The 22,029-nt window shown below is 52.3% G+C and carries 20 protein-coding genes; 9 read left to right on the plus strand and 11 right to left on the minus strand.

Annotated elements, in window-relative coordinates; translation table 11 throughout:
- The first annotated feature begins 1 nt into the window (after nucleotide 1).
- Both GY634_RS07675 and lpdA read left to right on the plus strand, forming a co-directional pair.
- Nucleotides 2–1,255: a pyruvate dehydrogenase complex dihydrolipoamide acetyltransferase gene (locus tag GY634_RS07675; protein WP_166407961.1), complete on the plus strand. Its 1,254-nt coding sequence runs from the start codon at nucleotides 2–4 to the stop codon at nucleotides 1,253–1,255.
- Nucleotides 1,256–1,263: 8 nt separating this feature from the next.
- Entirely contained in the window at nucleotides 1,264–2,673 is a 1,410-nt protein-coding gene (gene lpdA, locus GY634_RS07680; protein ID WP_166407962.1) for a dihydrolipoyl dehydrogenase, read from the plus strand.
- On the opposite strand, the gene GY634_RS07685 is transcribed toward lpdA, so the two are convergent.
- Together GY634_RS07685 and GY634_RS07690 are read right to left on the minus strand one after the other, a co-directional pair.
- Nucleotides 2,670–4,388, minus strand: a complete 1,719-nt coding sequence (locus GY634_RS07685; RefSeq protein ID WP_166407963.1) for an FUSC family protein — start codon at nucleotides 4,386–4,388, stop codon at nucleotides 2,670–2,672. The two genes, lpdA and GY634_RS07685, sit on opposite strands and share 4 nt — an antisense overlap.
- Complete coding sequence (locus GY634_RS07690; RefSeq protein ID WP_166407964.1) at nucleotides 4,385–4,846, minus strand: MarR family winged helix-turn-helix transcriptional regulator; 462 nt, start codon at nucleotides 4,844–4,846, stop codon at nucleotides 4,385–4,387. The genes GY634_RS07685 and GY634_RS07690 overlap by 4 nt, the downstream gene beginning before the upstream one ends.
- Before the next feature lie 122 nt (nucleotides 4,847–4,968).
- Between GY634_RS07690 and GY634_RS07695 the strand changes: the two genes are divergently transcribed.
- Nucleotides 4,969–5,313 (plus strand): DMT family protein, encoded by a 345-nt coding sequence (locus GY634_RS07695; protein WP_166407965.1) that lies wholly within the window; start codon nucleotides 4,969–4,971, stop codon nucleotides 5,311–5,313.
- Nucleotides 5,314–5,319: 6 nt separating this feature from the next.
- Here the strand turns inward: GY634_RS07695 and GY634_RS07700 are convergent, their stop codons facing one another.
- From GY634_RS07700 to GY634_RS07720, 5 genes are all read right to left on the minus strand, one after another.
- Nucleotides 5,320–5,934 (minus strand): chromate transporter, encoded by a 615-nt coding sequence (locus tag GY634_RS07700; protein WP_242683645.1) that lies wholly within the window; start codon nucleotides 5,932–5,934, stop codon nucleotides 5,320–5,322.
- Nucleotides 5,853–6,419 (minus strand): chromate transporter, encoded by a 567-nt coding sequence (locus GY634_RS07705; RefSeq protein ID WP_166407966.1) that lies wholly within the window; start codon nucleotides 6,417–6,419, stop codon nucleotides 5,853–5,855. Before GY634_RS07705 ends, GY634_RS07700 begins: the two co-directional genes overlap by 82 nt.
- Entirely contained in the window at nucleotides 6,403–7,632 is a 1,230-nt protein-coding gene (locus GY634_RS07710; RefSeq protein ID WP_166407967.1) for an MFS transporter, read from the minus strand. Before GY634_RS07710 ends, GY634_RS07705 begins: the two co-directional genes overlap by 17 nt.
- Before the next feature lie 4 nt (nucleotides 7,633–7,636).
- The gene (locus GY634_RS07715; protein ID WP_166407968.1) at nucleotides 7,637–8,878 is read right to left on the minus strand and encodes a TIGR03862 family flavoprotein; all 1,242 of its coding nucleotides are present in this window, start codon (nucleotides 8,876–8,878) and stop codon (nucleotides 7,637–7,639) included.
- Nucleotides 8,879–8,962: 84 nt separating this feature from the next.
- Nucleotides 8,963–10,039 carry a saccharopine dehydrogenase family protein gene (locus GY634_RS07720; protein WP_166407969.1) on the minus strand — a complete coding sequence of 359 codons (1,077 nt, stop codon included), beginning with the start codon at nucleotides 10,037–10,039 and terminating at the stop codon, nucleotides 8,963–8,965.
- A 130-nt stretch (nucleotides 10,040–10,169) separates the two neighbouring features.
- Between GY634_RS07720 and GY634_RS07725 the strand changes: the two genes are divergently transcribed.
- The gene (locus GY634_RS07725) at nucleotides 10,170–10,631 is read left to right on the plus strand and encodes an Lrp/AsnC family transcriptional regulator (RefSeq protein ID WP_166407970.1); all 462 of its coding nucleotides are present in this window, start codon (nucleotides 10,170–10,172) and stop codon (nucleotides 10,629–10,631) included.
- On the opposite strand, the gene GY634_RS07730 is transcribed toward GY634_RS07725, so the two are convergent.
- The 3 genes from GY634_RS07730 to GY634_RS07740 form a co-directional block, all read right to left on the minus strand.
- Nucleotides 10,628–12,829: a DUF5710 domain-containing protein gene (locus GY634_RS07730; RefSeq protein WP_166407971.1), complete on the minus strand. Its 2,202-nt coding sequence runs from the start codon at nucleotides 12,827–12,829 to the stop codon at nucleotides 10,628–10,630. The genes GY634_RS07725 and GY634_RS07730 overlap by 4 nt on opposite strands.
- A gap of 5 nt (nucleotides 12,830–12,834) precedes the next feature.
- Nucleotides 12,835–13,560, minus strand: coding sequence for a SapC family protein (locus GY634_RS07735; protein WP_166407972.1), 726 nt, complete (start codon nucleotides 13,558–13,560; stop codon nucleotides 12,835–12,837).
- Nucleotides 13,561–13,644: 84 nt separating this feature from the next.
- On the minus strand, nucleotides 13,645–14,625 hold the full coding sequence (locus GY634_RS07740; RefSeq protein WP_166407973.1) for a LysR family transcriptional regulator: 981 nt from the start codon (nucleotides 14,623–14,625) through the stop codon (nucleotides 13,645–13,647).
- 122 nt (nucleotides 14,626–14,747) lie between these two features.
- Here GY634_RS07740 and GY634_RS07745 point away from each other — a divergent pair, with 122 nt between their 5' ends.
- From GY634_RS07745 to GY634_RS07765, 5 genes are read left to right on the plus strand one after another with little or no spacing between them, the layout of a single operon-like run.
- Entirely contained in the window at nucleotides 14,748–15,881 is a 1,134-nt protein-coding gene (locus GY634_RS07745) for an iron-containing alcohol dehydrogenase (RefSeq protein WP_166407974.1), read from the plus strand.
- A 39-nt stretch (nucleotides 15,882–15,920) separates the two neighbouring features.
- The gene (locus GY634_RS07750; protein ID WP_166407975.1) at nucleotides 15,921–17,510 is read left to right on the plus strand and encodes an aldehyde dehydrogenase (NADP(+)); all 1,590 of its coding nucleotides are present in this window, start codon (nucleotides 15,921–15,923) and stop codon (nucleotides 17,508–17,510) included.
- A 47-nt stretch (nucleotides 17,511–17,557) separates the two neighbouring features.
- Entirely contained in the window at nucleotides 17,558–18,541 is a 984-nt protein-coding gene (locus tag GY634_RS07755) for a tripartite tricarboxylate transporter substrate binding protein (RefSeq protein WP_166407976.1), read from the plus strand.
- A gap of 11 nt (nucleotides 18,542–18,552) precedes the next feature.
- Nucleotides 18,553–19,038, plus strand: coding sequence for a tripartite tricarboxylate transporter TctB family protein (locus tag GY634_RS07760; protein WP_166407977.1), 486 nt, complete (start codon nucleotides 18,553–18,555; stop codon nucleotides 19,036–19,038).
- 5 nt (nucleotides 19,039–19,043) lie between these two features.
- On the plus strand, nucleotides 19,044–20,546 hold the full coding sequence (locus GY634_RS07765; protein ID WP_166407978.1) for a tripartite tricarboxylate transporter permease: 1,503 nt from the start codon (nucleotides 19,044–19,046) through the stop codon (nucleotides 20,544–20,546).
- Between the two features lie 69 nt (nucleotides 20,547–20,615).
- On the opposite strand, the gene GY634_RS07770 is transcribed toward GY634_RS07765, so the two are convergent.
- Nucleotides 20,616–21,905 (minus strand): Wzz/FepE/Etk N-terminal domain-containing protein, encoded by a 1,290-nt coding sequence (locus GY634_RS07770; RefSeq protein WP_166407979.1) that lies wholly within the window; start codon nucleotides 21,903–21,905, stop codon nucleotides 20,616–20,618.
- Nucleotides 21,906–22,029: the final 124 nt, after the last annotated feature.

Consider the following 22,029-nt stretch of genomic DNA (forward strand, 5'->3'; position numbering starts at 1 on the left):
CATGGCTACACTTATCACCATGCCCGGCGTAGCCGCCGGCAATGACGCCGCTCAAATCCTGAGCTGGTTGAAAAAAGAAGGTGAAGCCGTCAACATCAACGACGAGCTTCTGGAAGTAGAAACCGACAAAGCAGTAGTAGAAGTCGCGGCTGAAGCCAGCGGTACACTCGCACGTATTCTGGTGCCCGCCGGCCAATCCGCCGAAGTCGGCGCACCCATCGCTGTTATTTTGGCGACTGGCGAGGGCGATGCCGAGCTGCAAGCCGCGTTGGCAGGCATCCCTTCGGCAGCACCCGCTGCTGCGACCACTGAGGTGGCTGCACCGGTGGCAGTAACGCCTGCCGTTGCCGCACCCGCCGCCAACAGCACACCGTCTGAAAACACTACAGGCCGTATTTTCGCCAGCCCCTTAGCGCGCCGTTTAGCGCAAGAAGCCGGCCTAAACTTGTCTACACTGCACGGCAGTGGCCCCCATGGCCGCATCATTAAAAATGATGTACTCAAAGCTCAAGCTCAGCAGCCTGCCACGGTGGCTACCACTGCCGCACCCGCTGCTGCGCCAGTAGCCAGCAACGCGGCCTACACAGCGCAACCGCACAGCGCCATGCGCCGTACTATTGCCCGTCGTCTGACAGAAAGCAAATCTACTGTGCCGCATTTCTACTTGCAGGCAGAATGCCGTGTGGATGCCCTGTTGGCTCTACGTGCGCAAATCAACCAAACTGCTAGCCAGAAAGTCTCGGTCAATGACCTGATCGTTAAAGCTGTGGCCGTCACCTTGCAAGCCATGCCTGAGATGAATGTCAGTTGGACAGACGAGGCGTTGCTGCAGTATCACGATGTGGATATCTCAGTCGCTGTGTCCACCGACTCCGGCCTGATTACCCCGGTGGTACGCAACGCGAACAATATGTCATTGTCCGCATTAAGCCAGAATGTGCGCCAACTGGCAGAACGTGCTCGCGATGGCAAATTGCAGCCTAACGAATACCAAGGCGGCAGCTTCACCATCAGTAACTTGGGTATGTACGGTGTGCAAAACTTTGCTGCCATCATTAACCCACCACAAGCCGCTATTTTGGCAGTAGGTGCTGCTGAACGTCGCGTGATTGCCGAGGGTGATGACATGGTGATTGCACAAATGCTCAGCATGACTTTATCGGTAGACCACCGCGCTATTGATGGTGCCTTAGCTGCACGTTGGTTGGCTCGCTTCAAAGAAACACTTGAAGCTCCACTGTCCATTCTGATTTAAGGCTGGCCATGACTACCTCCTCTTTTGACGTCACCATCATTGGTGGTGGCCCTGGCGGTTACGTGGCTGCCATTCGTGCTGCACAGTTGGGCTTACGCACTGCCTTGGTGGAAAAAGAACACCTAGGCGGCATCTGCTTAAACTGGGGGTGTATCCCCACTAAAGCCTTGCTGCGCTCTGCCGATGTGCTGCGTTTAATTCGTGACTCGGCTAGTTTTGGTATTCAGTGTGCTGCCCCTACCGTAGATTTAGCGGCCATCGTCAAACGCTCGCGCGGCATTTCAGCGCAATTGCAGCGCGGTGTAAAACACCTGATGCAGAAAAATGGCGTGCAAGTTTTTAACGGCCATGGCAAATTGGGCGCCCCCGCCGCATCGGGGCTAAACATTGTGGTGGAACAAGCCGACGGCAGCACCCAGTCGCTACACACTAAAGACCTCATTTTGGCAACGGGTGCTCGTGCTCGCACGTTACCCATGTTCCCTGTAGACGGCCAATCGGTGTGGAGCTACAAAGAGGCCCTAGTACCTACGTCGGTACCTAAATCACTCACTATCATTGGTGCAGGTGTAATTGGTATTGAGTTTGCTAGCTTCTACCGTGCATTAGGTTCTGAAGTGCACGTGGTAGAAATGGGCGATCGCATTTTAGCTTCTGAGGATGTCGAAGTATCCCAACACGTAGCCAAAGCCTTACAACGTGATGGCATACAACTGCACTTAGGCTGCCGTATCCAAGACGCTAAAAAACAAGGCCAAGGCTGGACACTGCAATTAGAAGGTGCTGCGGGCGCACAAAGCCTGCAAGCCGATGTAGTGCTGGTCGCTGCAGGCATTGTGGGTAACACCGAAAAGCTGGGCTTGGAAAACTATGCGGTGAAGGTGGAAAACACCCACATCATCACACAGGACTTCAGCGCAACCGGCCACCCCCATATCTACGCGATTGGTGATGTAGCCGCCGCCCCCTGGTTAGCACATAAAGCCTCGCATGAAGCGGTAATTTGCGTGGAACATATTGCAGGGCTAAAACCGCACCCCTTAAATGCAGACCGCATTCCTGCCTGCATTTACAGCCACCCACAAGTTGCCCATGTTGGCCTCACTGAAGAGCAAGCCAAAGCCAGTGGTCGCACCCTACGCATAGGCAAGTTCCCACTAGCCGCCAACGGTAAAGCCCTCGCCATGGGTTCGTCTGACGGTTTCATCAAAGTCATTTTTGATGACCAAAGCGGTGAACTATTGGGTGCGCACATGGTGGGGGATGAAGTGACCGAGCTAATCCAAGGCTATGGCATTGCGATGCAATTAGAAACCACCGAAGCCGAACTGATGCAAACCGTGTTTGCTCACCCCACGCTGTCGGAGTCTATGCATGAAGCCGTGTTAGACGCTTACCAACGCGCCTTGCATTACTAGTGCGACGTTGATGCAGCCAGCACGGCTAACGCCTGTTCTACTTTAGCGTTATCCAGTGCTGTGCTGCCTTTCCAACTTTCTTGCAATACCTGCAACGCCATCGTTAACGCGGCAGAGTCTGTTCCCGATAACAGTTGAGTACGCACTACTTGAGCACTGTGACGCTGTTCTGCTGAGACATCGGCCGTGTGCAGCAATACACTTATATGCTGCTGCAATACCCCCATCGCCTCCACACGTTGCCCCCAAGCCAACGCATTCTCGGTTTGCGTCGCCGCGGTACCTGCTGTGTGATAGCGCGCTAACTTCAACATACCCAAGCTTAATTGCGCATACCACTGCGACTTGCTTTCGGCCTCCATGGGTTCCGCTGCCTGTTTTAACAAGGCATACCGTACTTTGGCGCGCACGTTAGCAATCTGCGTGGCGCTATTGGCTGGAAAAATCAGCCAAAATGCCACCATCGCCATCACAGGCCCCAGCACCACCGCAATACCCGCCTGCCAAGCGTGCGTCCAATCGCCCAACAAGGGCCAACCGGGTTGCACCAACAGTAGGAGCACCATATTGAAGTCAAAGCCACGTGGCCCCGCGCCAATACGGTGACCAAAGAACAAACCACCCATCAAAATAAACGGCATTAGGCTCAGTATTTGCGCTGTTTCACTGCCCATGTACGGCCACACCAGCCACCTACATGCCCACGCTGCTAATACACCTAAGGCCTGCCCTATCACCACCTGCTTCAAAATAGGCAATGGCTGCGTGACGGTAGAAAACACCGACACCATGATGGCAGTTCCCACCAACATGAATGCCCCCATTTCTATGCCACTTAGCAACCATGCAGCGCCCGCCAAGGCCATCATTAAGAATGATCGCAGCGAGGCTCGCATAGCTTCATGCGTATCGTAATAGGCGGCTACCTCCCTAGGTAACGACGGGCTGCCAATCTGCGATACATCACTGTTTAGCAAGGCTTGTACCAGTGCTACCATCTGCCCCCGCCAACGGCGCACCCGCTGGCGCAAATTCCATGACCCTGCCACTTGGGTTTCTAGGCTTTCTTCCATTAATGCCAACTGGCGCAGAATATGCTGCTTTTTTGCGTCCAGTTCTGGCGTATTTTGACCTGCTGCCTGCTCTGCCCGTAACACCTGCTCGGTATCACGCACCAAGGCTTTTAACCGTTTGGGAATGTTGACGGCATTCGCCACAGGAGCAAAACGCCACCCCACTAATAAGGCGATTAACACCCCTAGTGATACGGTAAAAATACGGTCTATACCAATGGCAAAAATAGAGGTGAAGTGATGGCTTTTTAGCAGCGTCACCATCACGGCGGTGTAGCCAGACAGCATGGCACCATAGGAAATGAAACCACGAATACGGTTTCCTGCCCACGTGCATAAACCTATCCATACGGCTAAACCAAAGGTCAGCCACACCAAATTACCCGCTGTCAGCAACAGCAGCAACATGCCAAACACGCCGCCAATCAATGTGCCCAGCAACCTGAACACACTTTTCTCAGCCAATTGACCGCGCCACGGCTGAGAACCGGCCCACACGGTCATGCCCGACCACTGCGGATGTTCTAGGCCCAACAACCATGCAATCACCACAGCGGCACACGCTGCTAACGCCGTGCGGCCAGCAAAGGCCATACGAGGCTCATCAAAGCCCCATTTACTTAAGCCCCGCGTCCAACTCATACCTTATTCGCCTCGCTATGCAGGGCACGTATGTTGGCGTCTATGTGTTCTAGCATGACGCTGAATTTTTCTATCTGCTCATCACTCAAACCGGCCAGCATGTCGCTTTCTGCGGCAAACAAGCTCTTTTGCAGCGGTGCCAAAGCAGTTTTGCCTTGCTCGGTTAAGTACAACAACTTGCTGCGCCTGTCGTTTTCATCGGCGCGCCGCTCTACTAGCAACTTACTGACCAGCACATCAATTAACCGCACTAAGGTAGAAGCGTCTAAATCCAGCCTAGCGGCTAAGTCTTTTTGTGAGATCCCGCCGCCACTGCGCTCTATATGCACCAACGGTCGCCACGTGGCATCCGTAAGCCCGGCCTGTGCGAGACTGCTGTCCACACCGGCTCGCCACCGACGTGACACGCCCACAAACATCATGCCAAAACGTTCTCTGGTGCTGGATTGATTGCTCATAATATAGATGATATCAAAATGATTTGAATACCAAGTATATACACGCATCCCTAAACAACGCTAGCCCACACGGTCTATACAGTTCGTGTATGCTGCTTTTTTTCTACTGTTTTTTAGATGCCATGATGCAGAAGTTTCTACCCATAGTGCTGCTGATTTGTTCCAACGTATTCATGACTATTGCGTGGTATGGGCACCTGAAATTTCCCCACAGCCCTATTGTGAAAGTAGTTCTGATCAGTTGGGCCATTGCGTTGGTGGAATATTGCTTAGCCGTACCGGCTAATCGCTTGGGCCATACGATGTACTCCGCTGCCGAACTAAAAACCATGCAAGAAGTGATTACCTTGGTGGTGTTTGCGGTGTTTTCGGTGCTGTACCTAAAAGAAAGCCTCACCATTAATCATGCGGTGGGTTTTGCCCTGATTTGTGCCGGTGCATTTTTTGTCTTTAAAGGGCCGCTGTAAGCAGGCTCATAGCAAGGGCACTACCACAACGAAAACTAGCCCGCCTACGGCCAGCAATACAAAGGGGTTCACACGCCCCGATAACAACAGTGCCGTGCTGCCTAAAGCCACCACCCACGCTAATTCTTTATAACTGCTGGCATCTAAAATGGTGCCAGCAGCGGCAAACACCATGCCCGCAGCAATAGGCACCAACCCTTTTTCCATGGCACGTACCCATCGCTTCCTGGCATGACGTTGCCATACGCGAACAATGGCATACATCAACAACGCCGAGGGTAAGAAAATGGCTATGCCTGCTACCCACGCCCCCCAGAAACCCGCCACCTCCCAGCCAATCACTGCGACTAATAAGGTTTTAGGGCCGGGAGCCAACCGTGATAAGGCAAAAGCGTCTAAGAACTCTTGATTCGTTAACCAGCCTTGCTGGGTAACCACTTGCTCGTGAATAGCTGGAATAATGCTTTGCCCACCACCAATCGTAAGCAACGACAAGGGAATAAACACCCGCAACAACGCTAGCAGCAAGAACCACATGGTTAGTCCTCCAGCGTGTAATAGGCGTACCACACCGATAGTGGTGCAGCGATCACAATCACCACCACTAGGTTGATCTGCCACACATAAATCGCCGCAAACACCGCCAGCATAAAGAGCAGCCCGATTTTGTCGGGTATGACGCGTTTCGCCGCATGCACACCCATTTCTAACGACAACCCAGTCGCTGCCGCCGCAATACCGGCCATCAACACCGGCACCCAGCTAATGGCTTTTACTGTGCCATAAATTTGTGCCAACACCATAATGAGCAGCAAGGCGGGTACCACCATGCCCACGGCACTCCAAAAAGCACCTGCCCCGCCCCGCAATCTATAGCCCACCCAGATGGCTAGGTTCACTACGTTTAAGCCCGGTAATGCCTGTGATAGTGCTACGCCACTTAAGAATTCGTCTCGCGTTAACCATGCGCGCTTTAGTACAAAGTCGCGCATCATCCACCCGCTCACACCCCCCCCAAAACTGGTTAACGCAATACGCGTAAAAATCCAGAACAGTAGCCATAATGAGGGCTTATCCGAGACAGTTTCCTTAGGTGGCAAGTTCATCAGCAGCTCTCCTACGTTGCCAGGCTTTTTCCTGACGCCACGCCAATAGCAGCACGACTAAGCCACAGAACGACAAGCCCGCCCCTGCCCACGCCGTAGACTGCAGGCCAAAACCGGCATCAATCACCACACCACCCAGCCATGCACCTAAGGCATTAGCAAAATTGAAGGCAGAATGGTTTAGCGATGCCGCTAAGGTTTGCGCATTGGCGGCAACGTCCATCAAACGCACTTGCAGTATCGTGCCCAGCGCTCCAATCGTGCCAACGGTAAAAATACCAATAAACAACGTCACGTTATGACGCATCATCAACGGGAACATCAGCAATAAGCACAGCCCCCATAACAAGATCACACCTGCGCCTCGGAATAACCAACGGTCAGCCGCCCAACCGCCTATGTAATTCGCCACAATCATGCCCGCGCCAAACACCGATAACGCTAAGGGCACCACCTGAGTAGGTAACCCAGCACCTTCGGTCACAATGGGGGCGATATAGCTCATTACCGCAAACATACCACCACAGCCTATACCGCCTATGGCTAAGGTCATCCAGACTCTAGGGTTACGTAACGCGCTAAGCTCTTGCCTCGCCGAGCTATGTACCTCAGGCAAATCACGGGGAACAAAGCGGCGGATCAAATAAATGGTCAGTACCGCAATCCCGCCTACTAAGGCAAAGGGCCATCGCCAGCCAGCCCACTGCCCTAGCCAAATCGCAATAGGGTTACCGACCAACGCGGCAACGGTAAGCCCCATCATCACCCGCCCTACCGCATACCCCCGTCGGTACGGTTCTACCATCGACGCGGCAATTAACGCCGCCACCCCAAAATAGGCACCGTGTGGCAGCCCACTTAAAAACCTAAACAGCATCAGCCATTCAAAAGTAGGCGCCAACGCACTGGCAAAATTCGTGATGGCATACATCACCATCAAACTAATGGCCAACCAAATACGGGGTAAACGTGCTCCCCATACTGACAAAATAGGCGCTCCAATCACCACCCCTAGCGCATAGGCACTAATCAAGCGGCCGGCTTGTGGCTCGGTCATCTGATGGTACTGCGCCACCTCGGGCAAAATACCCATGATGGCAAACTCACCCGTGCCTATACCAAAGCCCCCTGCAGCTAAGGCGATCAACGCTAACCATAGCGTTGCCCCAGCGACAGGACGGTACTGCACCGTTTCTATGGGTTTTGCCGACATAACGTTACTCCTGCGTCACCGCTGCTGACTGTGACGCCAACCAACGTATTACACCTTCTGCAGCCACCTTCCCACTGGCAAAACTGGCCGTCAACAAATAGCCACCCGTGGGGGCATCCCAATCCAGCATTTCACCCGCGCAAAACACGCCGGGCACGGTGCGCAACATCAGGTTCTCGTCCATGTTTTCAGCCGCTACACCACCCGCTGTGCTAATGGCTTCGTCTATATCTTGTAAACCCGTAATCCGTAAGGGCAACGACTTAATCGTTTGCGCCAACTGTGCCGCATCGTCAAACGCATCGCGTGCTAACACTTCATACAGTAAGCCTAGCTTCACCCCTTTAAGCCCTAGCTGACGCTGTAAGAAGGTAGACCACGACCGCCCAGCACGCGGTGCACTAACGGCTTTCTCCACAGCGGCTACGTCTCGGTCGGGCGTTAAATCCAGCGCAATATCGGCATGCCCTTGTTCACGTAACTGCTGACGAATACAGGCCGATAAGGCATACACCAAACCGCCTTCTATACCAGTGTCAGTGACCATAATCTCGCCACGTCGCCACGCTGGATCACTAGCTACCTGCATGGCGATGGTTTTCACCGCCTGCCCAGCAAAACGCTGCGAAAAATGGCTGCTCCACGGGATCACAACACCACCGTTTGATGCCTCTAGCGCCGTCATCTGTACATGGCGTTTGCCCAGCCACTGTATCCACGCGGCATCACTGCCTAAGCGCGACCAACTGCCACCGCCTAACGCCAAAATTACTACTGGTGCCTCTACCTGCACCGGCCCTTTAGGTGTATCAAAACAGAGGTGTCCAGCATCATCCCAGCCCGTACAGCAATGACGAGTGTGTAACTGTAAACCTTGGCTGCGCAACCGCTGCAACCACGCACGCAACAATGGGGCTGCTTTCATTTCTTTAGGGAACACACGCCCTGACGAGCCTACAAAGGTTTCTGCCCCTAAGGCATCAGCCCATTGTCGCAATGCGGCCGCATCGAAACGCTGCAGCCACGGCTCCACCCAACTGGCTGAATCACCATAGCGAGAAAGAAAAAGGGATGCCGCTTCACTGTGTGTAAGGTTTAAACCACCTTTACCAGCCAATAGGAACTTGCGCCCTACCGATGGCATAGCGTCATATAACGTGACCTGTACACCAGCTTGAAGCAAGGTTTCAGCTGCCATCAGACCGGCGGGGCCTGCTCCAATGATGCTGACCGAATGCGTGACCATACTTGCACTACACAAAAAAATGCCGCGACCTGCGACTACATCGCATTATATCGCGGCACTTGCCCTCGCTGTGGCGTGAGTCTTTTACTGTTGGTAAGGACGCGCAAACTCGTTAGCGAGGAAGTCTTTCAATGCGATGGCTTCTTGCCCCACAAAGCCAGATTGCGGCAACTTACCCTGACGGAACAAATCCACCGCCACACACAAACCAGAGGTTGTAGTTTGTTGTATAGCACTTTCATAGCCAAAGGAGGTTTGTGCCGACTGTACACAGCGCATCAGTTTTTGCTCTTGCAGCACACCATTCTTAAACCCAGAGGCCGATACCACCACCAACACCATATCGTCATAGGTACGCGGAATAGCCTTCATCAGTAATCCTTTCAGTACCTCTGGCTGAGTGCGTAGCTGCAAGTCATCTAACAAAAACTGCATGTAGTTGTGATGCCCGGGGTAACGGATGGACTTATAGTCCAGATTTTGTGCTTTGCCTTTCAAGGTACTGCACAAGGTACCCAAGCCACCCGAGGTATTAAAAGCCTCGTATAGCACCCCATCAGCATGTAGGTTTTCTAACCCTTCCATGGGCATAATGGACACCGACTCGCCATCCCGCAACGCTTCGCACGGATGTCTATACTCGTTAATCAGCCCGTCTATGCTCCACGTCAGGTTATACATCAGCCGGTTATCGGGGTTGCGTGGCAACGCCCCAACTCGTAGCTTCAAGTGCTGAACGTCATCAAATTCCGCTGCTAACGAATGCGCTGCTACCCCTACAAAACCGGGGGCTAAACCACATTGGGGCATTAACACAGTGCGCGCCCCTTTACCCAAGGCCATCATATGTTGGGTGGCTTGCACGTCTTCCGTTAAATCAAAATAGTGGCGACCATGCTTTACTGCTGCTGCCGATACCTGCTTAGCCATATGAAACGGCAACGCATTAATCACGGTTTGAGCATCCGTCTCTCGCATCAAGGTTTCTAAGGCCTGTGCATCGCTGACATTCACTACCTGCGTAGAAATACCGCGCTTGGCCACAGGCTGTAAGGCCTGTTCGTGCTGATCCACCACCACTAATTGGTAATGTCCAGAATGGGTAAGATGATGAGCGATAGATTGACCGATGTGACCGGCTCCCAGCAACACGATTTTCATACACTGCCTCCTATGTGAATAGAAATAGTCTACGAACTTTGCCCGTTCAACCCAAGATCACTTTTATCATCTTTTTGACTAGATTACGTCATAATGACGAAAAAAACCGTCATTATGATCAAAGGCCATCATGAACGCATTTAGGCATCCTGAGCTAGACAGTTTAGACAGACAACTTATCGCCGCTTTACAACTTAATGCGCGCGAATCGGTTGCCAGCTTGGCACGTACCTTGGGCGTTGCCCGCACCACAGTGCTGTCACGTATTCAGCGTCTAGAAAAACAAGGGGTAATACACGGCTACACCGTGCAATTAGCCGCCCCCTTTCACGAACAAGGCTTGCAAGCCTATGCTGGCATTATCGTGAAGCCTAAATTGGGCAATCAGGTGTTACGCCAGCTTAGCCAAATCCCCGAAGTGGAATCAGCCGCCACCGTCAGTGGTGAGTTTGATTTGATGATTTGGCTACGGGCACGTAGCACGGAAGAATTAGACCTACTGCTAGATACCATCGGCGCTTTAGAAGGCGTAGTACGCACCCACAGCGCTATTGTGTTGGCACGCAAATTTGACCGTCGCCACCAACGCTAGCTTTTGGGCAACCAGTGCTCAAAAGGTCTAACGTCCTTGCCAGCGGGGACGTACCACACACGGCCCGCTGGGTCCCACATGGCGCCTAACGCCTTGGCTTCGTCTTTTTGCGCATAGGGTACCGCCAGTACTACACGGCCATCACGCTGCGGTGCTGGCTCTCGGAAACTGTATGCCCCAGACGGGCGACTAACGGCCTGATACGGCTGTGCTTGGTGACGCTGTTGGTTCAACCGTAGCGCCTCATACGCCCTATCGTTCACCTGCTCTAAGCCCATGCGTGCCACAAAGGGGCTTTGCATCAACGCGTCTTGCGGCACGATTAAACTCAATTGCTGTTGAGCTCGAGTCACCGCCACATAGAACAGGTTTTCCTCTTCTTGCGTTACCCCACCCTCGGCTGGAAACTCGCCTTGCTCCAACCACGGCAATAGCACATGCATGTACTCTTTGCCCTTGGATTGCGCCACACACTCCAGCACCACCGCCTGATCACCACGACGTTCAGGTGCAGCGCCCGCTGTACCTAACCAATCGTATAACGCGCTTAAGCTCCACCCTTGCTGCTCGGCAATCGCAATCAAACCATGTATGGATTTCTGTATCACCCGCGCTTGTTCTTCGTGCACAAACAAACGTCGGGCCACCATCTGTAAGTCCAAGGCATCACATACGTCGCGCAATGCCGTGGCAGCATGGGCATCTTCCCCTGCTGCCGTTAACTGCTCAATGGCCACCCTCATACGCTGGGCTGACATGAGTGGCGCCGTACGCTCTATCTGCCCATGGAAAAACGAATGCAATAGCTCGGGGTATTCGGCGATTTCCTCTTGCGCTTGCTCTAAGGTGTGATCGTCCATGTCCAGCTCGGCAAAAAAGGCCAAAGCAGCCACGATCTCCCCACGTCTAGTGGTGTTGTGTACCGTTTCTAACGTACCCACTGACAAGGCCAACAAGCCTTGTATAAACAGTATTTCACGACGTTGCAGGTAAGAGGTAAAACCTTGAATGCGGTACGGTACCTTAGCCTGCAACAAGGCATTTTCCAGTACCACTGATTGGTGTGTATCACGCAATAAGATGGCGCAGCTATTTAGCCCGTGGCCCAATCCCACCCATTTACGTACAGCGCCTAAGGTTGCCAATGCGGCGGCTTGCGCATCCGTGTGATCGTATGTGCTTAGTTCTACACCCGTGTGTAACGGTAATGCCGAACTGACTACTTTGTTCTTGAAGTGCTCTACCGCAAACGCCAAGTGCGGGCCATGACGGTAGGTTTGCGTCAATGGTAACGAGCGCGTAGCCGGATAGCGGTCTCTAAAGCGTTCTAACAGAAAGGCCTCGTCAGCCCCCGCTGCACGGTGAATCACCTGGTCCTTATCCCCTGCCCCCACAAAGAACACATCGCCTTTATCCAACAAGGCGCACAACACCTGAAAGGCTGATTCGTTCATGTCATGCAACTCATCGGCCACGATCAGTCGACATGTGGGCAGATATTCATGCCAAAACTCGTCTTCCTGCAGGTTCTTAGCCAAATCGTAGGTGGCATCCTGCGCGCCACGGAACATCACCCCGTCATAGCGGTTATTACGTAAGGCCTCGAACTCTTGGGCGCATAAATAATCCGTCAATGTCGCCTGCGCATGAATAGCCCGGTCTTCCATATCTAGACTGGCATCATCGCTCTCAAGCAACATGCTGGCTTTTAAGCGTTGCTGGCACTCTAAAAACTGGCTTACCGCCACATGATGCGTACGTATATCCAGATATTCGTAGCGCTGCGCATAGCGATTGCTAACTTGTTCTAGGGCTTGCAACACGTACGGGCGTAAGGCGGCCGCATCTTCTATGCGTGGCACTGCCATCTGCTCGCCCTTCAATAGCACCTGTGCAGAAAACTCTTCAAAGGTATGAATAGGGATTTGTCTGGCGCGCGCAGGCGCCACCCCTATTTCTAACAAACGCTGCTGCAGCACTTGTCGCGCTTCGGGCGTAAACACCAAGCCCAACAAACTAGAAGGAGCCGCGCCCCACGCCAACGCCTCGGCCAACCGCAGCGCTAGTGTTGTAGTCTTGGCCGCACCGGCATTCGCGTGCACCAAACATACCCGCCAGCGCGCTGCCTGAATGGCGCGCTGCTCGGCAGTAGGCTCAATGTTAAGAGGCTGAAATCGTGGGCTACCCTCGTTTCGCATAGTACTTAGTGCTGCAAACGTCGTTCAGCACGACGCGCTAAAGTTTGGATGCGGTTCAAGGACAATTTATGCTGCTCTATTAGCCGTAAAAAGCCATTGTGGAACATTTCAATCACACGCTGATCATCTAACTCGTTATAGCGCTTGTCATCCAGCACCCAAAAACCGCCTAAGGTTTTATCTGGGCCCAACTCATCACTAACCGTAATTTGCTGTGGTACCAATAGCTCCAACTGATGCAAGCGGTTCACGAACTGCTGTGTAGCAGCCATCTCATTTTGGTAGGCACGCAAAAAGCTCATGACTTGCTGCAAGTACTCAGAAGCTTCGCTCTCTTTAAAAAAGGCCGTACCTTCAGCATGGTTCAACCCAGCGTAATCAGCATCTACCTGCACCGCCAAGGCTTGGCCATCATCCGACGTACCCAACATAAAAGGGTAACGACGCACAAAAGCTGGCACGTAGGTTTCTGCTTCCCAACGGCCATTAGCATCCACAAACAAGTTGTTATCAGGCTCTAGGCCCGTCAATGCCATCGCGTAAAACACCTGATCCGCCCCTTGCACAAACACAATAGGGTAATGGCCAGCGGCAGCACTGAATTCACTAATGCTCAATGGCATGACATGCATAGTGCGCGCAAAAGCGAAGTGATCGTCTAGGGTTTTGATGGTGAGATCAGGATGCTGATCTACATTTAGGGTCAGCAAATTGGAATATAAAGCGCTCATGCGGTGGTCTCTGGCTTTGTTGGTCACAAAGCTATAGCTAAATCGTCAAACCCTTAGTGTAGCGACTTTTAGCACATCATGATGCTATAGACGCCGTTGTATGGCCTCTAAATAGGCCTGCATATCGGGCTGTAAATTACCGGCTTGCGCCACTTCATGCATGAATAAACGAGTAGCTGGTGATAACGATGCCCCCTTGCGAGTAACTAACTCATAAGACTCGCTACGCGAATGCAACGTCAGCGGTAAACGCAACAACATGCCTGCATCACAGAAAGGCTGCGCGGCATCCATGGCCATCAAAGACACCGATACCCTATCGTGCTGCAGCATGAACATTGTTGTAAATGCTGATGCTGTCTCTATGGGGTACAACGGAAACTGCAAGTTCGCTTCATGAAACTCACGCTCTAACAATAACCGCATAGGCATGTTGGCGGGATACACAATCCACGGCGCCTGCGCCAAGTCTTCCAGTGTTAAATGCGCTTGGTTAGCTAAGGGGTTTTCAGGGTGGCAAATCACAGCCAACTCTTCGTCGTGAATAGCTAAGCTGTCATAAAGATGCGGCATTTGATTCACCCGCGACCTACAGATAGCCACGTCTAAACGCCCATGATCCAACAAACGCAGTAATCGGGCGCTGGTGTCTTCTACTACCTCTATGGCAATGGCTGGCTGCAAGTGCTGCACACGCGCCAACGCGGCCGACAAGATGGGCACCGCCCCCATGATTAACCCTACAGACAGCCGCCCACCATGACCTTGCAGTATGCCCTCCATCTCTTCATGAAAGTGCGCCAGATCGGTATTAATCAGCCGAGCATAACGTACCGCACACAAGCCCATTTCGGTGGTTTCTAGTCCGCGATGCGTGCGCTTGAACAGCTGTACACCCAAGGTACTTTCTATCTCCCCCAAGGCTTTGGTCGCCCCCGGCTGGGTAAGTGCTACCGCTTCTGCTGCTTTCTGTACGGTGCCATGTTCATGCAGCGCAATAAGCAGCCGCAAGTGGCGCATACGCAGTCGGGAAATGATGGAAGTAAGGGAAGGCAGTGCAGGCATGAAGTTTCGTTATGAGCCTATCAATGGTTGTCATTATCCCAAAGTACTAGCCGTGGATATAGTTGATGCCATCTGGCGTTAACACACAGCCATCTCCTAGCAACTAAAGAAGAAATACGACAATGGCGCTTATCAACTATATTACGCAAGTGCAGTTTGGGTTTGGAACGATCAAAACACTGCAAGAAGAATGTACCAAGCTGGGCATTAAGAACCCACTCATTGTAACAGATGCCGGTATACGTAATGCGGGCCTACTGGACACCGTACAGCAACAGCTGACAACGCCTGCAGCCGTTTTTGACCAAACTCCTCCCAACCCAAATGAAGCCGCTGTACGTGCTGCTGTAACGCACTATCAAGAACACGCCTGCGACGGCATTATTGCATTGGGTGGTGGTTCTGCCATTGACTTAGCGAAAGGCGTCGCCGTCTGTGCCGCACATCCCGGCCCGTTGCGCCAATTCGCCGTCATCGAAGGCGGCTTAACACGTATTACGTCAGCGACCGCACCGGTCATTGCCGTACCCACTACTGCTGGTACGGGCAGTGAAGTAGGCCGCGGTGCCATCCTAATCCTAGACGATGGCCGCAAGGTAGGCGTGATCTCCCCCTTCGTTGTCCCCCGCGTTGCCATTTGCGACCCAGAACTTACCATGGGCTTACCCGCTGGCATGACTGCCGCCACAGGTATGGATGCCATTGCTCACTGCATGGAAACCTTCATGGCCCCTGCTTTCAACCCACCAGCAGACGGTATTGCTCTGGATGGTTTACGCCGCGCGTGGGCACACATTGAGACTGCCACCACAGAACCTAGCAATCAAGAAGCTCGTCTGAACATGATGAGTGCTTCTATGCAGGGTGCCTTGGCCTTCCAAAAAGGTTTGGGTTGCGTACACAGCTTAAGCCATGCGCTGGGCGGCATTAACCCTCGCCTGCACCACGGCACACTGAACGCCATCTTGCTGCCTGCTGTGATCCGTTTTAACAGCAGCGTAGACACCATGATTAACGAAGACAAGCTGGCTCGTATGGCTCAAGCCATGGGTCTGCCTGCGGGTGCAGACGTCGCTCAGGCCGTACTGGAGCTCACCGCTCGTTTAGGTTTGCCCACAACATTGAGCCAAATTGGCGTAGGCCCAGAATTGTTTGATCGCATTATCGAAGGTGCTTTGGCTGACCACAGCCACAAAACCAACCCCCGTGACGCAAGCCCCGAAGACTACCGCCGCATGTTGGAAGAGTCTCTGTAATACCTTGCCACGCTATTTATAAAAAGGAGAAAGTCAGCCATGCAGACTTCCATTACCGGACAACAATTCATAGGCGGCCAACGTACCGCCACAGGTGAAGCACAGTTACGCAGCATCGCTGCTGCCGATGGCCATGTACACCCCACTGCTTTTTTTCAAGCCACGCCAGAGGAAGTACAACAAGCCGTAGCTGCCGCGAACCGTGCTTACTCCAGCTACCGCCAACTGTCGCCCTCAACACGTGCTGATTTCCTTGAGCAAATCGCAGCAGAAATTGACGCTTTAGGTGACGATTTCATTGCTGATGTGGTACGTGAAACTGCGTTGCCTGCTGCCCGTATCATGGGTGAACGTGGCCGCACATCTGGCCAGTTACGTTTGTTTGCAGCAGTACTACGTCGTGGTGATTTTCTGGATGCTCGTATAGACCCAGCCCAACCAGACCGCTCCCCTTTGCCACGAGCAGACATTCGTTTAGTCAACATTGGTGTAGGCCCAGTAGCAGTTTTTGGTGCCAGCAACTTCCCTCTCGCTTTCTCTGTCGCTGGTGGCGATACCGCCTCCGCCTTGGCGGCAGGCTGCCCAGTTGTCGTCAAAGCACATTCCAGCCATATGATTACGGCAGAATGGGTAGGCCAAGCAATTGAACGCGCCATTGTCAAAACAGGTATGCCTGCTGGCGTATTCAATATGGTGTATGGCAGCCGTGTAGGTGAGGATCTAGTACGTGCACCAGACATTAAAGCCGTGGGTTTTACTGGTTCGTTATCCGGTGGTCGCGCCTTATGCGATTTAGCTGCTGCACGCCCAGAACCTATTCCTGTGTTTGCCGAAATGTCCAGCATCAACCCTGTATGGATGATGCCCCAGGCACTGCACGTTCGTCATGCCAGTTTAGCTAAAGACTTGGCTGGCTCTGTCACCATGGGCTGTGGACAATTTTGCACCAACCCAGGTTTGATTCTGGCTATAGACTCGCCAGAAACCGAACTGTTTATCAACGAACTGCAAACAGCCATGGCTGCCATACCAGATCAAGTGATGCTAAACCGTCAGATTCTTGGTCACTATCAACAAGGTATTGCTCGCTTATTAGCCACTCCTGGCATTACACAACTGCATGGTGGAGAGGCCGCGGAAGGCAAAGCACGTGCTCATGTGTTACGCGCCACTCCTGAGTTACTATTTCATCCGGAAAAATTACTGGAAGCGGAAGTGTTTGGGCCTGCGACGGTGGTGGTTACCGTACCAAACGTAGAAATGCTTCAGCGCTTCTTCCATGCCATACAAGGCCAACTCACCATCACGCTGCAAGGCGAACCCGATGATTTGCATGCTCACCCCGAGCTGCTAAGTGCTTTGGAACAACGCAGCGGTCGCCTGCTGCTCAATGGCTACCCCACTGGTGTAGAAGTCTGTGATGCCATGGTACACGGTGGCCCTTACCCTGCTACGTCAGACGCGAGGGGTACCTCTGTAGGTACCTTGTCTATACGTCGCTTCTTGCGTCCTGTCTGCTTCCAGAATTATCCAGACACGCTCTTGCCTCCTGCCTTACAGAACAGCAATCCCTTGGGCATTCTGCGTCTGATTGATGGGCAAATGACTAGAGCACCTCTAAGCAACTAAAGCTGTTAGCTATTTACACCTATTTCCTATAAAAAAAGGGAGACATCATGCAAAAAAGAACTGGCACCACACCTTTTGCGCTGGGCATCAGCGCCCTTGCTCTAAGCTTAAGCGCCTCGGCTGTTATGGCCGCTTACCCCGATCGCCCCATCACGTTAATTGTGCCGTGGGCGGCTGGTGGCGGTAGTGACAATATCGCACGTACTATCGCTATTGCGATGGAACAGGAACTGGGGCAACCCGTCAACGTTGTTAACCGCGCTGGCGGTGGTAGCGTAGTGGGGCATACAGTGTTGGCAAACGCCAAACCAGATGGCTACACGCTGGGTTTAATGACTGGCGAAGTCAGTATGATGCACTGGCAAGGTCTGACCAAATTGGATCATACGGCCTACACCCCTATTGCACAGATCAACTATGACTATGCTGGGGTACAAGTCAGTGCCGACTCACCCTACCAGAATGTAGGTGAACTGATTGAAGCCATTCGCGCACAACCCGCTGGCACCTTAAAAGCCTCTGGCGTGGGCCAAGGCGGTATTTGGCACATTGCCTTTGGTGGCCTGTTGGTAGACCAAGGCATTGACCCCAAAGCCGTGCAGTGGATTCCTAGCGAAGGTGCAGCGCCTGCCATGACGGATTTGGTAGCGGGCGGTATTGATATTGCCCCCACCTCAGTTCCTGAAGCCCGTTCCATGATGGATGCTGGGCGAGTGAAATCGTTAGCCATCATGGCCCCAGAGCGTAACCCAGTCTTCAATCAGGTCCCTACCCTGAAAGAGGAAATCAACTCTGATTACGCCCTAGGCGAGTGGCGTGCTATTGGCGGCCCTAAAGGCATGGATCCTGAAGTTGTTGCCACCTTGGAAGCTGCTTTGGAAAAAGCCTACCAAAGTGATATTTACCAAGACTTCATGACCAAACAAGGTTTTGGTGCGGTATGGCGCAATACAGCAGACTTCACCCAATTTTTGGTTGATACCGATGCTGTGATGGGCGAAACCGTTGAAAAACTGGGCCTAAAACGCTAAGGACATCATTCATGAACACCATTTTTGCCCAGAAACTCAGCGAGTTACTGGCCGGATTGGTGGTGACAGCCTTGGGCATCTACGTACTCGTAGAAGCCCAAGGCTTTCCCACGTTACCCGGCAACGATTATGGCGCAGACCTTTTCCCAAAAATCATAGGTCTGGTGCTCACCCTAGGCGGTGCATGGGTATTTGCTAACGCAATACGCCCTTTTCTTCAGGCTAAACTGCAACGCCCCGCTACCCCTCTAAGCAACACGCTGCTGTTTCTCTTCAGACTTATCCTTCCCCTTCTTCTCATCATCGCTTATCTGCTCTTCGCCGATGTACTGGGTGCCATTCTCACGCTCACACTTCTAGTGATCATTTTGATGCTGTGTAACGGTGTGCGCTGGCCTCTGGCCATTGTGCTGGCCGCTGCCACCAGCGGTGTGATTTGGTTTGCTTTTGTCTACATGCTCAAGGTTCCCCTACCTTTGGGCGTGCTGCTGGGATAACGATTATGGATGCAATTCTTGGAGGCATGGCTCTAGTCTTTAACCTAGAGACCATGGCTGTCATATTGGCCTGTGCGGCCTTTGGCGTATTTTTGGGTGCTGTCCCTGGGCTTACCGCGACGATGGCCGTTGCCTTGCTCGTGCCTGTCACCTATTTTATGGACCCCATTCCGGCGATTGCCGCTATGGTGACTACAGCCGCCGTTACTATTTTTGCGGGTGATATTCCAGGGGCGTATCTACGCATTCCGGGTACGCCCTCATCGGCTGCCTATGTAGACGAAGCCTATCAGTTTTCATTACGTGGCAAAGCCAGTGAATGCTTGGGTGTGGCCTTGGTATGTTCCGTTATCGGTGGCGTAGCTGGCACCTTAGTGCTGATTTTCGTGGCTCCTTCTCTTGCTGAAGTAGCTCTGAAGTTCAGTTCATTCGAATACTTCTGGCTAGCCGTACTGGGGCTAAGCTGTGCCATCTTCATTGCCTCAGCCTCTAGGTTAAAAGCCCTGCTGTCGTTGTGCATAGGCTTGTTCTTATCCACAGTAGGTTTGGATCTGATTACCGGCTCGCCACGCTTCACCTTTGATGTGCCCGACTTAATGGCTGGAGTGAACTTCATTCCTGTCATGATTGGTATGTTTGCAATTGCCGAAGTGATGCGTTTTTCCGCCGAACGCGGTGATGACCTAAAAGTGGTGGTAAAAGACTCCGGTAAAGTGTTTGGCGAAGTACGCCCTGCACTACGTAAACACTGGCCTTCTGTACTGCGTGGTAGTGGCACAGGTAGCCTAATTGGTGTATTACCTGGTGCTGGTGCCGATATTGCCGCTTGGGTTTCATATGCCATCAGCCGAAAAATGTCCAAAACCCCCGAGAAATTCGGTAGTGGTCACATAGAAGGCATTGTGGAAGCCGGCTCCTCCAATAACGCTGCGGTGAGTGGTTCATGGGTACCTGCGTTGGTCTTTGGTATTCCTGGCGACTCTATTACAGCAGTAGTCATTGGCGTGCTGTACATGAAAGGCATGAACCCAGGCCCTGCCATTTTCTTGAATGGTGGCGAAATGATTTACGGTTTATTCACGGTTTTCATCGTAGCCAACTTAGTCATGCTGCCCGTTGGGTACATTGCCATTCGCGCCAGCAAAGGTTTTGTCGCCACCCCTCCACGCATCGTTATGCCCATTGTGCTAGCGTTTTGCGTGGTAGGAGCCTATGCCATCAACAACTCCTCGGTAGACATCATCTTGATGTTACTAGCCGGTTTGGCAGCCTTCGTGCTGGGTTTAGCCTCCTTCCCTATTGCCCCCATCATTCTTGGTTTAGTGTTGGGTGGCTTACTAGAGAAAAGCTTCATGACATCCATGATGCGCAGCAATGGAGACCTGACCGAGTTCTTCTCACGCCCTATTAGTGCCGGCTTAGGCACTTTAGTACTGGTAGTCTGGTTCCTACCTTTGGTAGTGCGGTTACTAAACTCTCTACGACGTTCTACTTCCACAGCAGCGTAAAACCTAGCAGGCATAAAAAAACCGGAGTAGCACAATACGCTGCTCCGGTTTTTTATCGCTGGCCGCTGCTTAGCGATTCGTCGAGGCAGGCTGCAAGAGGCCGCGCACCAACGCTACCATTACACCCAAAATCAAGCCTCCCACCAACGCCAGCAGCACAATCAATGCACGTTGTGGCTTCACGGGTTTGAGTGGCTCTACAGCAGACTGGTCCAGTCTTACCAATCGGATATCGCTTAAATCCACGCGTAGACTTTCCAAACCAGCAATCTCAGAGCGAATTTCTGCTTGTGCCTTCAAGAACACCTGTTCGTTTTCACGTGATTCCAGCATCTCGATATGGCGATTATTTTTCAATAACTCTAGCTCTTTGAAAATCTCGGCAATACGTGGTGCTTCGAAGTCATCAGACTCACGTGCAAGTAAGGTCTCTCGTTCAGCGCGCAAGGCACGTGTACCTAGGAAGTACAGTGGTTCTTCTTGCCCAGCCACACCCGTACTGATCACGCTGGTACGAGATGGCGACAATACTTGCGCCATGCCCAACAATGTAGTGGGGTTTTCTATACCCAGTTTCTGAGCAATTTCTATCGCTTCATTCAACGCTGCCAAACGGTTCTGGCGCTGGATTTTTAGCTCTAAGCGCAAAGCCACCAACTCGTCTTCCAACTGCTGGCGCTTCAGTGTGTCTAGCTCTTTCAGGTTTTCTATCTGCGATTCAATCAACGCCTCATACGCCACTTTTGCCGAGCGTAGTTTGCGCTCTAGCATTTCGATGCGGTTGTTGATCAATACCTCGATGTTTTGCTTAACGCGATCCTGTCCTTGTTGCAGCACAAAACGTACCAGCTCATTCAGGATTTTTGCACCCTCTAAACCATCTGGATAGGTCATTTCCAAGCCAACAAATACATTGGTTTGTGCTGCCCCCTTAGGCGGAATAGGTGGCCACAGCACCTTAAATGCCTCATCGTTAAATTGCGCAAAAGCTTGTTCAGCCGTTAGATTGCCTTGCTTTAGCTTCGCAAACAGCTCAGGGTTCGCCTCAAAAAACTCTTGGCGCAGACTGTAGGACTCCAGCTCTTGGCCCACCATTTCTAAGGCTGCCGTACCATCAAGCTCGATTAAACCCAACGAGTTCAACCTATCTAGGTCTTTAAGCTGTGCAATACGCAATACGCTCTTAACTTGATATTGAGGCGTCGAGAGGAATGCATACAGTGCCGCACAAATTGTCACGGCAAGTGTAATTGCTAGGATCAACAAGCGCTGTTTCCATATAGCGCTAAACACACCCAGCAAATCAATTTCATCTGTAGCACCAGCGCTATTTGGCTGCCTTGTGTTGAGTTCACTCACTATGCGTATACCTGAAACTTGTTATATAGAATTGTGATTCGTTTTTATTCTTTTTATAGTACATCGGGGAAGTATAAACGAATATATTTCACAAGGTTGTGAATCATCTAGTTACCTTACAAAA

Source organism: Paenalcaligenes suwonensis (assembly GCF_011290505.1).
In the GTDB taxonomy this organism is placed as follows: domain Bacteria; phylum Pseudomonadota; class Gammaproteobacteria; order Burkholderiales; family Burkholderiaceae_B; genus Paenalcaligenes; species Paenalcaligenes suwonensis.